Origin of the sequence: Vibrio wakamikoensis (assembly GCF_050337275.1) — a bacterium.
Lineage (GTDB): Bacteria > Pseudomonadota > Gammaproteobacteria > Enterobacterales > Vibrionaceae > Vibrio > Vibrio chaetopteri.
The window spans coordinates 522,408-540,324 of record NZ_JAKJST010000012.1 but is presented as its reverse complement, the minus strand read 5'-3'; the positions used below and the strand labels follow the sequence as shown (position 1 = coordinate 540,324).

1 protein-coding gene is annotated in these 17,917 nt (G+C 47.4%); it reads left to right on the top strand.

Features of this window, described 5'->3' with window-relative positions; translation table 11 throughout:
- Positions 1-17,747 (top strand): tandem-95 repeat protein (locus L4C42_RS03105; RefSeq protein ID WP_429759280.1); only part of this gene is annotated, 17,747 nt, incomplete at its 5' end.
- Positions 17,748-17,917: the final 170 nt, after the last annotated feature.

Genomic DNA, 17,917 nt, shown 5'->3' with positions numbered 1-17,917 from the left:
ACATTGACCTAAGCTTCGACATCTCAGATGGCACCGACACCATCGTCGCCAATGCTGACCTCACTGTGAATCCAGTGAATGACGCAGCAGTCGTGGAAGATGTAGGCTACACCATCCAAGAAGACGGTTCGTTGACCTTCACGGATGAACAGCTTCTAGCGGGTGCGTCAGATATTGATGGTGATGACCTGTCTGTTGCTGATGTTAGYTACTCAGGCACGGAAGGTGTGTTCACCGACAACGGTGACGGCACCTATACCTTCGCACCAAACGAGAACTTCAATGGTGATGTCGACTTAAGCTTCTCAGTCAGCGACGGTACGACTACGACAGAAGCTAACATTGATGTGACTGTAGAGTCTGTCAACGACATTCCAGTGGCTGGTTCAACGACTTACTCGGTCGRTGAAGATGGCATCATCACCATCTCTGATGAACAGCTACTTGCTAACAGTTCAGATGTAGAAGGTGAAGTCGCCGTTGATGACGTGTCTTATTCAGGCACAGACGGTATCTTTACTGACAACGGTGATGGCACTTACAGCTTCGCACCAAATGAAAACTTTAACGGTAATGTCTCTCTTGATGTCACCGTCGTAGACGAAGACGGTGCAACTGCTGAAACCACTGCAGGCATTGACGTTATTGCAGTGAACGATGCACCTGTCTCTGGTACCGTCGCGTACTCGGTTGACGAAGACGGCTCAATTACGCTAAACCAAGAACAACTTCTTGCTCAAGCGTCAGATGTAGATGGGGACGCTTTAACGGCTTCCAATCTAAGTGTGGGTGGAGATGCTACGGTAATCGATAACGGCGATGGTACCTTTACCATCACGCCAGATGCTAACTTCAATGGAGAAATTGACCTCAACTTCGATATCTCAGATGGCACAGAGACGATTGTTGCAACGGGTGGTTTAACCGTTAACCCAGTTAACGATGCTCCGGAAGTATCGGGTATTGTCGCTCAGGTAGATGAAGATAACAGTATCACCATTACTCAAGAACAATTGTTGGCAAATGCTTCAGATATCGACGGCGATGACCTAGTTGCCAGTGATCTGCAATTGTTTGGTACTGAAGCAGAAATCGTTCAGAATGAGGATGGTTCGTTCACTATCACTCCAGAAGAAAACTTCAATGGCGAGTTGGACTTCACTTACACCGTTTCTGATGGTGACGAGAATGTTGTAACGTCCTTAGATCTTACTGTCAATCCAGTTAATGACGCACCTGATGCAGGGGATGAAATTTACATTCAAGCGGAAGAAGATCAAACCGTTGGCGTGAGTATGCGCGAAGAGCCAGCAATTCGCCTCGACCAACAACCTGAATTCGGTATTGTTCAAGCAAACATTGAAGATGAGTGGGTCACTCTGGAAGTTGGCCAAGAAGTTTCTCCAGACACAGAGATTCGTTTTGTACCGGATGAAACAGCGGTAGCGGACTCTACATCAACAACGCAACTTGGTACCTTCGATGACAACGCCAAAGTCAGCGACTGGGGTGATGAAGTTGATTCTCATACTCGCCAATTTACCGATGGTGACTTAACCGTTACAACACAAAGTACCGATGGTCCGCTTGGCGCTTGGAACGGTAACACCCATATCGGTCATGGTATTGGGGATACTGACAGACAAGGCCTAAGTGGTGATGAACAACTTGTCGTCACGGTAGAAGGTCAGGACATTAACGAAATCAGCTTCAATCTAGATGGTCTAGGCGGCTGGTTTATGGAAGAGTCTAGACACTTCACAGAGGTCGAGATCCGAGCGTTTGATGCGGATGGAAATCTCATAGATTCTGAAACTTACCACAAAGATGATCGTAACAGCTATGAGCATGAATATACGCTAACGACAGATGAACCCGTGGCTCGTTTCGAACTCGGTACTATCCAAGGTAACGGTACTTACGTCGTTCAAAACATGTCTGTTTCTCAGACACTACCTGACGATGTCGTATTTACGTCTATCGGTATCGACGGTACAGAAGTTACCGAAACCATTAGTCTGAATGTTCGTGAAGGCGATCAAGATATAGATCTAACTGCTGACTTACCAGCCGTAACCACAACAGAAGAGGGAGCAGATGGCTTTGCTTCTATTGTCATTACCGAAGAGCAGTTATTGGCACAAGCCAGCGATATCGACAGTGACGAACTTGATATCATCAACTTAGCTCTCGAAGATGAGAATGCAACCTTAACCGACAATGGTGATGGTACTTGGACAGTTACACCAAATGAAAACTTCTCGGGTGATATTGACCTAACGTATCAAGTCACCGACGGCGAGTTGGTCGACGATAATACTATTCACATCAACTTCGCAGAAGTAAATGATGCGCCAGTGGTATCTGGTCCAGTTATCCTGAGTACCGAAGAAGACAACTCCATCACATTTACCGATGAAGATCTGCTTGCGAATGCTTCCGATGTCGAGGGTGACGAGTTAAGCATCTACAACGTCAGCTACAACGGGGATAGTGGTGCGTTAACTGATAACGGAGATGGTACATACACATTCGTTCCAAACGAAAACTTCAATGGTGATGTGGATCTCAGCTTTGGTGTCAGTGATGGCGAAGACGTCACTATGAACCAAATTGATTTGGCTGTGATTCCAGTGAACGACGTTCCTGTTCCTGGCGCTCCGATGAATTTGGATATGCTGAATGATGGCACCATCACAATTAGTACATCGAGCTTGTTAAGCGGTGCGAGTGATGTTGATGGAGACATCTTACATGTTGAAAACCTTGTCCTAACCAATCAATTGGACGGCACACTGGTTGATAATGGCGACAATACCTTCAGCTTCACACCATCTGAAGGCTTTACAGGCAATGTTTCGTTATCGTTTGATATCAGTGATGGACAAGCCACGGCGCCAAGTTCACTAAACATTGATGTTGTTGACTCCAACGTTGGTCCAGAAGTAACAGGCCCACTATCTGCTACGGTAGAAGAAGATGGCACCATCACTATCACTCAAGAAGAGTTGCTTGCTAACGCGAGTGACCTTGATGGCGACGATCTCACCGCAGTCAACCTAAGCACGAACGATGAGAACGCTACCATTGTTCAAAATGAGGATGGTAGTTTTACTATCACCCCAAGTGAAGACTTCTATGGCGATATCGACTTCACCTATGATGTGACAGACGGAATCGCTACAGTAGGCACCGAGTTAGACCTAACCGTTACGCCAGTGAACGATGCACCTGATGTACCCGATTTGTCATTCAATGTCTTGGAAGACGAATCGATCATTGTGACAACAGAGGAGTTGCTTGCCCAAGCAACCGATGTTGAAGGTGATGATCTCACTGTCGTCAACGTTAACTCTGATGATCCAAATGTATCGGTTACTGATAATGGAGATGGTACTTATACCTTAACGCCAGCACCGGAGTATAGTGGCAGTGCAGGTCTTACGTTTGATGTTAGTGACGGTACCGATACGGTTACCGCAGACATCGCGTTGAAAGTTCAGTTTGTTAATGATGCGCCTGAAGCTGAGCCAGTCGTCGCGGAAATGGATGAAGATGGCGTTATCTTGGTGACACAAGATATGCTGCTTGAGAATGCGACTGACAGAGACGGTGATTTCTTAGTTGCAGAAAACCTTGAGACCAATGACCCGAACGCAACGATCGTCAATAACGGTGATGGTACGTTTAGTGTTACGCCATCACAAGATTTCAATGGCGATATCGTGTTTAGTTACAACGTTTCAGACGGTGAGCTAGATACAACCAGCGAGCTAACATTAACAGTTAATCCGATTAATGACGCACCAGACGTTGCTCCACTTAACGTTGAAATACAGGAAGACAATACATTTGTCTTCACTGAAGAGCAGCTTCTTGCCCAAGCGACGGACGTCGAAGGTGATGAGCTAAGTATTACCGATGTGAGTTACAGCGGTGATGAAGGATCTCTCGTCGATAATGGAGATGGCACATACACCTTTACTCCGGAAGAGCACTTTAGCGGCAATCTAGATATTGGCTTTACCGTTTCAGATGGTGAAGCTGAAGTTGCCCAAACTATCGGTGTGAATGTCGAAGCGGTTGCCGATGCACCAGACTTGGAGGTGACCACTGGTGATGGTGACGCCGTCACAGATGAAGCCATTATTGTAGAGCCTGGTAGCACCACCGAACTAAACATCGGTGCAGCGCTTGTAGACCAAGACTTGTCAGAGACACTAACGCTAGAAGTGGGCGGCTTACCAGAAGGTACTGTGATTCGCTATGACAACGAAGGTGTACTCGACGAGCAAGCGGGCGGTATTACCAGTTATGAAACAACAGATATCACTGTTACTTTCGAAGGTGAAGGTGCTGGTTTCAAGAATACCGCCGGTTACTACACTGTCGATGAAGATGGCAATATTACCGACGTAAACATTGGGTTTGAGAACGCATCCCAAGTTGGTTCCGGTGGCGACTTGATTCCTGGTCAATCGTCAATCACGTTTGAAGTAGAAGAAGGCGAAAGCTTCAACCTGTTTGTCATTCCAAATGGCTTCAATCGCAATGACTTCGACTCGATGCAAGATGGGACCTTTATGTTCCGTGATGCAGACGGCAATCCAGCTACCATTGATTCTGTTGACCCGCAACTGGTTCATATTGATCCAGATGGCAACGAAACTGTCATCCAAAGTCAATTTGGAGACTCGGTGTTCCACGGCGGTACGAATACCAACCTAAACCAAGATGGCGTTGAACATACCAGAACAACGTTAAATGATGATGGCGAGATTGTTTATGGTATCGAAGATCTCTATGGAGGTGGTGATCGCGACTATGATGACTTCACCTTTACCGTAGACGTCGGTGAAACCAACAGCCAAATCTTGCAAGGTGAGATCGTTATTGGTGAAGATGGCACAGCCGTGCTTCCAACTCTGGTCATCGATCAAAACATCGAAATCACCTTCCCAGAGGACTATACCGGCTCCACTGCGTTAGAAATCAAAGCGACCGCTACAGAGCTTTCTAACGACGATGAAGCAAGTACGATTCAAGTCGTGAACTTTGAAGTTGACCACGCGCCAGAATCAGACTCAGTCTCTGCACAAGTCGACGAAGATGGCTCAATCACCATTACTCAAGAGCAGCTACTGGCTAATGCCACCGATCTAGATGGCGATGCTCTAACTGCGCTTAACTTGAGCACGGAAGATGAAAACGTCACTGTTGTGGATAATGGCGATGGTACCTTTACCATCACACCAGACGCAGACTTCAACGGTGATGTAAACCTCAGCTTCGATGTCAGCGATGGCGACCAAATCATATCGACAAATCTAGACTTAACCGTTAACCCTGTTAACGATGCTGCAGTGGTTGAAGATGTCGGTTATACCATTCAAGAAGATGGTTCATTAACCTTTACTGATGAGCAGCTATTAGCCGGCGCATCAGACATTGATGGCGATGACTTGTCTGTCGCCGATGTGAGTTACTCCGGTACGGAAGGCGTGTTTACCGATAATGGTGACGGCACTTATACCTTCGCGCCAAATGAGAACTTCAATGGTGAAGTCGATTTGAGCTTCTCAGTAAGCGATGGAACCACCACGACTGAAGCGAACGTCGATGTTACCGTAGAGTCTGTCAACGATATTCCAGTTGCAGGTTCAACGACGTACTCAGTTGATGAAGATGGCATCATCACAATCTCCGATGATCAACTTCTTGCGAACAGCTCAGATGTTGAAGGTGAGGTCGCGGTTGACGATGTCTCTTATTCAGGCACAGACGGTATCTTCACTGATAACGGTGATGGTACCTACAGCTTTGCGCCAAATGAAAACTTTAACGGTAATGTATCTCTTGATGTAACCGTAGTAGATGACGATGGTGCAACGGCCGAAACAACAGCTGGCATCGAAGTCATCGCTGTCAATGATGCGCCAGTCTCTGGTGACTTAGCATACAGCATTAATGAAGATGGCTCGATTACATTAACTCAAGAGCAGCTCTTATCTCAAGCTAGTGATGTTGAAGGTGATGACCTCACTGCTCTTGATGTTGCCGCCGCAGACAATGCTAGTGTTGTCGCCAATGAAGATGGTTCATTTACTATCACACCGGATGCGGACTTCTATGGCGATATCGACCTTACATTCTCGGTTAGTGATGGCACAGACTCAACAGTCGCTAACATCAATTTGACTGTGAATCCAGTCAACGATGCTGCAGCGATTGTAGAAGATGTGGCTTACACCATGGAAGAAGATGGCTCGCTCACCTTTACTGATGAGCAGTTGCTAGCCAATGCTACCGACGTAGATGGTGATGACCTCAGCGTTGAATCCGTTACATACAATGGCTCAGAAGGCGTCTTTACAGATAACGGTGATGGTACTTATACCTTTGCTCCAAACGAGAACTTTAATGGTGAAGTAGATCTCTTGTTTGAAGTCTCTGATGGCACAGAAATCACCCCGGCCAACATTGATATCACAGTAACTGAAGTCAATGATTTACCAGTCGCTGGTTCAACGACTTATAGTGTTGATGAAGATAACATTCTTACGTTCACTAACGAGCAATTGCTCGCCAACAGCTCGGATGTCGAAGGTGACGTCGCTGTCTCTGATGTTTCGTACTCAGGAACCGATGGTATCTTTACTGACAATGGTGATGGCACATACAGCTTCGCGCCAAATGAAAACTTCAATGGTGAGGTCTCGATTGACGTCATCATTGTAGATGAACAAGGTGCGACAGCAGAGACAACCGCAGGCGTAGAAGTCATTGCAGTTAATGATGCACCAGTTTCTGGTGACTTGGCGTACAGCGTCGACGAAGATGGTTCTATCACACTGACCCAAGAGCAGCTGCTGTCTCAAGCTTCCGACGTAGACGGTGATGATTTAACCGCTGCTAATCTTTCAGCAGGCGATAACGCTACTGTTACCGCTAACGAAGATGGCTCATTCACAATAACTCCAGATGCGGATTTTAATGGCGACATTGATCTAAGCTTCGATATCTCCGATGGTACCGACACCATTGTTGCGAACGCTGACCTCACAGTGAACCCAGTAAATGACGCAGCGGTTGTGGAAAATGTTGGCTACACCATCCAAGAAGATGGCTCACTAACGTTTACTGATGAGCAACTTCTAGCGGGTGCATCTGACATTGATGGCGACGATTTGTCTGTCGCTGATGTAAGCTACTCGGGCACAGAAGGTGTATTCACGGACAACGGTGATGGTACCTATACCTTCGCACCAAACGAGAACTTCAATGGTGAAGTTGATTTAAGCTTCTCTGTCAGTGATGGCACAACCACCACTGAAGCTAACATTGATGTAACCGTAGAATCTGTCAATGACATTCCAGTTGCAGGTTCAACGACTTACTCAGTCGATGAAGATGGCATTATTACCATCTCAGACGAACAGCTTCTCGCCAACAGCTCTGACATTGAGGGCGAAGTGGCCATAGATGATGTGTCGTACTCAGGCACTGACGGTATCTTCACGGACAACGGCGACGGCACTTACAGCTTTGCACCAAATGAAAACTTCAACGGCAATGTATCGCTTGATGTAACCGTTGTTGATGAAGATGGTGCAACCGCCGATACCACTGCGGGTATTGATGTCATTGCGGTTAATGACGCACCAGTCTCAGGTGACTTAGCTTACTCTGTTGATGAAGATGGTTCGATTACGCTGACTCAAGAGCAATTACTGTCTCAAGCAAGTGATGTCGAAGGTGATGACCTTACTGCAGCGAACTTGTCAGCGGGTGATAACGCCACAGTTACGGCCAACGAAGATGGCTCATTCACTATCACACCAGATGCAGACTTCAATGGCGACATTGACCTAAACTTCGATATCTCTGACGGCACCGACACCATAGTGGCCAATGCAGACCTCACTGTGAATCCTGTGAACGACGCAGCGGTTGTGGAAGATGTTGGCTACACCATCCAAGAAGATGGTTCACTGACGTTTACTGACGAGCAACTTCTAGCAGGTGCATCAGACATTGATGGTGATGACCTCTCTGTTGCGGATGTTTCGTACACAGGCACTGATGGCGTATTCACCGATAACGGTGACGGCACCTATACCTTTGCTCCCAACGAAAACTTCAACGGTGATGTTGATCTTAAGTTCTCTGTTAGTGATGGCACAACGACAACAGAGGCCAACATTGATGTCTCGGTCGAATCTGTTAATGATATTCCAGTAGCAGGCGCTACCTCGTACTCAGTGAATGAAGATGGCGTGATCACCATTTCAGATGATCAGTTGCTTGCCAATAGTTCTGATGTTGAAGGGGACGTCAGTGTTAGTGATGTGTCTTATTCTGGCACAGATGGTATCTTCACCGACAATGGTGACGGTACCTACAGCTTCGCACCAAATGAAAACTTCAACGGCAACGTTTCGCTTGATGTCGTGGTCGTTGATGAAGATGGCGCAACAACCGATACCACAGCAGGTATCGACGTGATTGCGGTCAACGATGCGCCAGTCTCAGGCGATCTGGCTTACAACATCAACGAAGATGGTTCGATTACGTTAACCCAAGAGCAATTGCTATCTCAGGCTTCAGACGTGGATGGAGATGACCTCACAGCCGCTAACCTGTCTGCTGGCGACAACGCGACCGTGGTTGATAATGGTGATGGTACCTTTACGGTAACACCAGAGGCCAACTTTAACGGCAACATCGACTTGAGCTTTGATATCTCGGATGGCACAGAAACCATTGTTGCGAATGCCGATCTATCGGTCAATCCAGTCAACGATCTTCCAACAACATCAGATGTTTACGCTAATGTTGATGAAGACAACACCATTACGATTACTCAAGAGCAATTGCTTGCCAATGCGGCTGATATCGAGGGGGATGCACTCACTGCAGACAGCTTGGTAGCGGACAATGCAACGATTGTAGACAATGGCGATGGTACTTTCTCCATCACGCCAGATGAGAACTTCAATGGTTTCATCGATGTGGCCTACAGCATCAGTGATGGTGACACTCCAATTGCAGCCAACCTTGGCTTAACGGTTGACCCAGTCAATGACGCGCCAATTGTTTCGGCTGATGTAGCCATTACGATTGAGGAAGATGGTTCTTATACCATCACTCAAGAGGAGCTATTGCAGTTCGCAACTGATATCGAAGATGATGACATGACAGCCATCATCGGAGAGCAGGGCGATGATACAACGGTGACAGGTACCGTGCTAGACGCGGAAACTAGTAATCCGGTATCCGGCGCTGAAGTTACGCTGACTGACGGTGCAGGTAATAGCTACACCACAGTAACCGATGACTCGGGTAACTACTCCGTCAGTGGCTCTATTGTTAATGAAGGTACAGTCACTTTTGAGCAAGAGGGCTCAATTACGACGAGCTTTGTCGTCCCAGCGGGTGAAGAGACCAACGGCGGTGTAACCGCAATATCTGAAGTCCTTGATGATGCAGATATGCGAGTGGTGGTGACTTGGGGAGATGATCCTCGAGATCTTGATAACCACCTATGGTTGTACGACCAAGATTCAGGGCAAGAACTTGACCATATCTACTATCGAGATATGAGCTACACCCAAGATTCAGGTGACCGCGTCGCCCAAGATGTCGATGATGTGAATGGTCACGGCCCAGAAACCATCACCATTCCAAACTACGAAGACATGAACATGCACTACTCAGTGCATAACTACAGTGGCCGTAGTTGGGATGTGGACGGCGTAGAAGATGTTCAAGTTCAAATCTTTGTTGGTGATACACTAATTCAGTCCTTCACACCGGATCTGCCAGACAACCCACAAGGCGATCACTGGCATGTGTTTGACATCGTCGATGGCGTGATAGTACCGAGCCAAGACGTAAGCTCAGTCACTAACTTTGAGCTACCAACGTCTGAAGAAGCCGCCGCTGCCGACAATGGCATTGATATCTCAGAAGTAGTAGCCGGTGATACTGAAGAAACAGGCTCTGGCGAAGAAACTGACGGTAATGAACCTAGCATCGGTGATATCGCTATTGAAAATGCGCTCATCACTGACAACGGCGATGGTACCTATACCATTACACCGGAAGAAAACTTTAATGGTGAGTTCTCGATCAGCTATAACGTTGACGACGGTAACGGCGGTGTCACCCCAGCTGAACTAGATGTTACCGTAACAGCTGTAAATGACCTGTCTGTCATATACGACCACGATTACACCATCAATGAAGACGGTTCTTTAACCTTTACTGCCGAACAGCTACTGGCTGGCGCGACAGATATTGACGGGGATGATTTGACCGTTGAATCAGTTAACTATGACGGTGCTGATGGTGTATTCACAGATAATGGCGATGGTACCTACACCTTCGCACCAAATGAGAACTTCAATGGCAACGTTGATCTCACGTACGACGTAAGTGATGGAACCGATACTGTCTCCGCCAATATCGATGTCCAAGTCGTTCCAATCAACGATGTTCCAGTAGCCGGTGCGACAAGCTATAGCGTAGATGAAGATGGAAGCATCACCATCAGCGACGAACAGTTGCTTGCCAACAGCTCTGATGTTGAAGGCGATGTCGCAGTCGATAGTGTCACTTATACCGGTACTGATGGTGTGTTCACTGACAATGGTGATGGTACCTATACCTTCTCACCAAATGAGAACTTCAACGGTGACGTAAGCCTCAATGTTACTGTTGTCGATGAAGACGGTGCGACAGCAGATACAACGGCAGGTATCGATGTCATCTCAGTGAACGACTTGCCGGTTGCGGGAGCGACGACTTATAGCGTTGACGAAGACAACATCATCACCATTACCAGTGACCAGCTGCTAGCTAATAGCTCCGATATAGAGGGTGAGGTGGCTGTTGAAGATGTCTCTTACTCTGGTACAGACGGCATACTTACCGACAACGGTGATGGCACGTTCAGCTTCGCGCCAAATGAGAACTTCAATGGCAATGTCAGTCTTGATGTCACTGTTGTAGATGAGGATGGGGCGACAGCGGATACCACGGCAAGCATTGACGTTATTGCAGTCAACGATGCGCCAGTATCTGGTGACTTGGCCTATAGCGTCGATGAAGACGGCTCTATTACACTGTCTCAAGAGCAACTGCTAGCTCAAGCTAGCGATGTTGAAGGCGATAATCTTGAAGCAGCGAATCTTACTGCTGGCGATAACGCGACAGTCACTGCCAACGAAGATGGTTCATTCACCATCACACCTGATGCAGACTTCAATGGTGACATTGACCTAAGCTTCGACATCTCAGATGGCACCGACACCATCGTGGCTAATGCCGACCTTACTGTGAACCCAGTGAATGACGCAGCAGTCGTGGAAGATGTGGGTTATACCATCCAAGAAGATGGTTCGTTGACCTTTACTGATGAGCAACTTCTAGCGGGAGCCTCCGATATCGATGGCGATGACTTGTCAGTTGCCGATGTGAGTTACTCAGGTGCAGAGGGTGTGTTCACCGACAATGGTGACGGTACCTATACCTTCGCGCCAAATGAAAACTTCAATGGTGAAGTGGACTTAAGCTTCTCAGTGAGCGACGGCACGACTACCACAGAAGCTAACATTGACGTGACCGTAGAGTCTGTCAATGATATCCCAGTCGCAGGCTCTACGACTTATTCAGTACAAGAAGACAACTCGATTACCATTACTAACGAGCAGTTATTGGCTAACAGTTCAGATGTTGAGGGTGATGTTTCCGTTCAGGATGTCTCTTACTCAGGTACTGATGGTGTCTTTGCTGACAACGGTGATGGTACTTATACCTTCTCACCAAACGAGAACTTCTCTGGTGAAGTTAGCTTTGATGTCGTTGTAGCAGATGAAGACGGAGCGACAGCAGAGACGAGCGCTGGTTTAACTGTTGTCGAGGTCAACGACCCACCAATTGCAGGACCAACGTCATACACCATTGATGAAGACAGCGTACTGACATTCAGTGAATCCCAAGTCCTTGGCAATGCTTCTGATATAGAAGGCGATATATCGCTAGTGGGCATCAGCTACGATGGACCACACGGTATCTTCTCAGTCAATGGCGATGGTACTTGTAGCTTTGCGCCAAATGAAAACTTCAATGGCGAAGTTCAATTGAACGTTACCATTCAAGATGAAGATGGTGCGACGGTTGATACCGTCATTAACGTCGATGTCCTTCCTATCAACGATGCTCCGGTATCCGGCGACCTGGCATACAGTGTTGATGAAGATGGAAGTGTGACATTGTCACAAGAGCAACTTCTATCACAAGCATCAGACGTAGAAGGTGATGACCTAACAGCCGCCAACTTAAGTGCGGGTGACAATGCKACTGTAACCGCCAACGAAGACGGCTCTTTCACCATYACYCCAGAYGCRGACTTCAATGGCGACATTGACCTAAGCTTCGACATCTCAGATGGCACCGACACCATCGTAGCTAATGCTGACCTCACTGTGAATCCAGTGAATGATGCAGCAATCGTAGAGGATGTGGGTTATACCATCCAAGAAGACGGTTCATTGACCTTTACTGACGAACAGCTTCTCGCTGGCGCGTCAGACATTGACGGCGATGACCTGTCTGTTGCTGATGTTAGCTACTCAGGTACAGAAGGTGTGTTCACCGACAACGGTGACGGTACGTATACCTTCGCACCAAACGAAAACTTCAATGGTGACGTCGACCTAAGCTTCTCAGTGAGCGACGGTACAACGACCACTGAAGCGAATATCGATGTCACTGTCGAATCAGTCAACGACATTCCAGTAGCTGGCTCTACAACATACTCCGTCAATGAAGATGGCATCATCACCATCTCTGATGATCAGCTTCTTGCAAACAGCTCAGACATTGAAGGCGAAGTAGCGGTCGATGATGTCTCTTACTCAGGTACTGACGGTATCTTCACCGATAATGGTGATGGTACTTACAGCTTCGCACCAAACGAAAACTTTAACGGTAACGTCTCTCTTGATGTAACCGTTTTAGATGAGGATGGTGCAACAGCTGATACCACAGCGGGTATTGACGTCATTGCCGTCAACGATGCACCAGTTTCAGGTGACTTGGCTTACTCAGTGGATGAAGACGGTTCGATCACCCTGACTCAAGACCAACTATTGTCTCAAGCGTCCGATGTAGACGGTGATGACCTAACAGCTGCTAACTTATCAGCAGGCGATAACGCTACTGTAACAGCGAACGAAGACGGCTCATTCACCATTACCCCAGATGCGGACTTCAATGGTGACATTGACCTAAGCTTCGACATCTCTGATGGCACCGACACCATCGTCGCGAATGCTGACCTCACTGTGAATCCAGTGAATGACGCAGCAGTCGTGGAAGATGTGGGTTACACCATCCAAGAAGACGGCTCGTTGACCTTCACGGATGAACAGCTTCTAGCAGGCGCCTCCGATATCGATGGCGATGACTTGTCTGTTGCGGATGTTAGTTACTCAGGTACAGAAGGTGTCTTCACCGACAACGGTGACGGGACGTATACCTTCGCGCCAAACGAGAACTTCAATGGTGACGTCGACCTAAGCTTCTCTGTCAGCGATGGAACAACGACCACAGACGCCAACATTGATGTAACGGTTGAGTCTGTCAACGATATCCCAGTAGCCGGTTCAACGACATACTCAGTCAACGAAGATGGCATCATCACCATCTCGGACGACCAACTACTTGCCAACTCAAGTGATGTCGAAGGCGAGGTGAGTGTTGATGATGTGTCTTACTCAGGCACAGACGGTATCTTCACGGACAATGGTGACGGCACTTACAGTTTCGCTCCTAATGAGAACTTTAATGGTGATGTGTCTCTTGATGTGACTGTCGTAGATGAAGGCGGCGCTACTGCCGATACCACAGCAGGTATCGAGGTTATTGCAGTCAATGACGCACCAGTTTCAGGTGATTTAGCTTACTCAGTTGACGAAGATGGTTCGATTACTCTGACTCAAGACCAACTTCTGTCTCAAGCATCCGATGTAGACGGTGATGACTTAACTGCGGCTAACTTATCAGCAGGTGACAACGCGACGGTGACGGCCAACGAAGACGGCTCATTCACCATCACACCAGATGCAGACTTCAATGGTGACATTGACCTAAGCTTCGACATCTCAGATGGCACTGACACCATCGTGGCTAATGCCGACCTTACTGTGAACCCAGTGAATGACGCAGCAGTCGTGGAAGATGTCGGTTACACCATCCAAGAAGACGGTTCATTGACCTTCACGGATGAGCAGCTTCTAGCAGGCGCCTCCGATATCGATGGTAATGACCTGTCTGTTGCGGATGTTAGCTACTCTGGTACAGAAGGTGTGTTCACCGACAACGGTGACGGTACGTATACCTTCGCACCAAACGAAAACTTCAATGGTGACGTCGACCTAAGCTTCTCAGTGAGCGACGGTACGACTACTACGGAAGCCAACATTGACGTGACCGTTGAGTCTGTCAACGATATCCCAGTAGCCGGTTCAACGACATACTCAGTCAACGAAGATGGCATCATCACCATCTCGGACGACCAACTACTTGCCAACTCAAGTGATGTCGAAGGCGAGGTGAGTGTCAGCGATGTGTCTTACTCAGGCACAGACGGTATCTTCACGGACAATGGTGACGGCACTTACAGTTTCGCTCCTAATGAGAACTTTAATGGTGATATGTCACTAGACGTCATTGTCGCTGATGAAGACGGGGCAACTGTAGGTACGACCGCGGGTATTGAAGTTATCGCGATTAATGACGCACCTGTATCGGGCGATCTCGCTTACAGTGTCGATGAAGACGGTTCAATCACTCTGACTCAAGAGCAGTTGCTAGCTCAAGCCGGAGACGTCGATGGTGACGAACTTACTGCATCGAATCTTTCAGCAGGTGACAATGCAACTGTAACAGACAATGGTGATGGCAGCTTTACCATCACGCCAGATGCCAACTTCAACGGAGATATCGATCTGAACTTTGATATCTCTGACGGAACCGAAACGATCGTTGCCAATGCAGATCTTACTGTAAATCCAGTTAACGACCCTGCGACATCGGACCCAGTTGACCTTCAAGGTGTCGAAGATAATGCAATCATCATTTCTCAAGAAGACTTGCTGAAGCATGCTCAAGACATTGATGGCGATGACTTAACCGCCAAAGACCTATCCATCGATGAGTCATTTGGTTCACTGGTTGACAATACCGATGGTACTTGGACCTTCACACCTACAGAAAACTACAACGGCGATGTACCGTTCAACTTTAACGTTGATGATGGTACAGAGCTAACAGCGGTTCAGGGCAATATTGACATCGCTGCTGTTAACGATGAACCTCAGGCACCTTCAATAGAAATGCAGGGAGAAGAAGACCAAGTTATGGTCATCGACCCTGAGTACATCTTGGCACAGGCAAGTGATTTAGATGGTGATGAACTGACACTCGAAAGTATTAGTGTTAAGTCGCCACAGAACGCGCAATTGCAACAGCAGCCAGATGGCATGTATCACCTCGTTACATCGCAAGATTTTAACGGCTTAGTAGAATTAGCTTACGAAATTTCAGATGGCGAAGCGACAGCAGAAGGCTCGCTCAATGTTGATGTCATTCCGGTGAATGATGCACCATTTAACGATGGCAATGCCTTCCTAACCACAAACGAGGATGGGGCATTTACCTTCGATTCATCCGATATGCTTGACCTATTTGGCGATATCGATACTGAAAACTTAGTAATTTCTCGCATTATCATGCCAGATGGAGAAGACGCAGGTGACCTGAATGACAATGGTGATGGTACCTGGACATTCACACCAACGGGTGATTTTGCGGGAACTTCAGGGCTACAAGTTGTCGCTTCCGATGGTGAGTTTGAAACTGCACTCGACGTACCAGTGTTTGTTCGTCCTGTCGCTGACGGTGCGGTTATCACCACGGATCACGAAGGACCATTAGTGTTCTCCGAAGATTCAACGGGTCACTTGGGACTTAACGTTGACCTAATTGATGACTCAGAAATGCTCAGCAACTTGGTCATGACTGGTTTCCCTGTCGGGTTTGAAGTCAGTGATGGTGATAATACAGTTATTATTACTGAGCCTGGACAAATGATCAGTATTACTAATTGGAACATCGATGATCTGCAGTTAACACCACCAGAAGATTACTCAGGAAACTTCTTCGTAACCGTCAGCGCAACGACAGTTGACTATGGTGACGAGCCGTTACCAGAGCCAGAAGGTAGCGAGATTGCTGGCGACTTTGATACAACACTTGGCGAACCAATTATTCTTACTGAAGACGACTTGATTGGCATGGCGCAAAATATCGACGCAAATGATGACGATGCTATCCAAATGGTTCACCTGGTTGATCCTAACCAAGGTACTATGATTGACAATGGTGATGGTACATGGACCTTTAGCCCTGCAGATGGCTTTACAGGTGAGGTTGACTTCGCCTACGTAGTTGAGCGTGATGGCATCCTTCATGATGAACAAAGCACTATTGGTGTTCACGAAAACGAAGGACAAATCACCGATGGCCCACAAATCGAGTCTATTGCTTCTGCGACCGTTGAGGAAAGTGAACCACTTAACTTTACCGATAGCGACATGTTGGGTACTTTAAGCTCTGAAACGGGTGAAATGAGCATTGAATCAGTCACACTGCTTGAAGGCGAAGGTCTCATTGAGTCTGACGGGCAGGGTGGTTATCAATTCACACCGGCTGAAGGCTATACGGGTAGTGCCCAAATTGGCTTCGTAGCTAGCGACGGCGAGAACTCTGTTGAAAGTCACTTCAATATCACGGTTGATGAACAAACCTCTGGAGCAGTTGAACCATTAGCTCAATCCGACGATGGCTCTATCGGCATCAGCGGCGAACAGGTTCTTCAAAACCTTGATGTAGCAGACGATGCAAGTTTGTCTGAACTCAACTACGCAGGTGATGAAGGTGCATTAGTGCCGTCCGGTGATGACCAATGGACATTCTGGCCAGATCCAGAGTTTGGTGGTGACATTCCATTGGAAGCGACTGTTCAATCTGGAGGCGAAGAGCAAACGTTGGAGACAACAATGAACGTTGAGACTGCGCCAGAAGCAACATCAGTATCAAGTTCAGAGCCAGAAACCGCTGCAGCAGATACTGAAACAGTGCAAGAAACCGTAGAAGCGACAGCGGCCGATGAGACTGACACTGAAGGTGCAGATGTTACCGCAGCACCAGGCACAGATGTGAACTTGTCGATCCCTGATGAAGTAACCTCAGTTGAAGGTGTAGAACAGGTTGAGCTCTCTGGTATTCCAGAAGGCGCATCAGTTAGCGGTGCACTTGATAATGGTGACGGCACTTACACAGTATCGGGCGATTTATCACAACCTGTGACAATGGCCCTTGGTGATACCTTTGAAGGTGAGGCATCAATATCGTTCCAAGGTGTTGATGAACTTGATACACCAGTTGAAGGAGCAACAGCAACCACAACGATTGAAATTGATGACCAATACGCAATGCAAGCGAGTAGCCAAGCTCCAACAGACACGTCTGGTCTGCAAGATGCAGGTGGCAGCGGCGATTGGACATCCGGCGACAATACCGATACAGGTGTCGACTTTACTGATGACTCCGGAAGCTTCGGTCACGACGACCAATCATCGGGAGGAAGTCAGCACGATATCGACGACAACAACTTCTAGTCACTAACGCGTGGACTAGAATCTTCAAAGCCCGTGCTAGAAAACAAGCACGGGCTTTTTGTTTCTAATAATCACATTACTAATCTGTGATTAAGTAATGTGATTATTAGGTATTTTATGGTAAATCCACATTATCGTTAAATACGGTACATCTGATGAAGGTAGAGTAG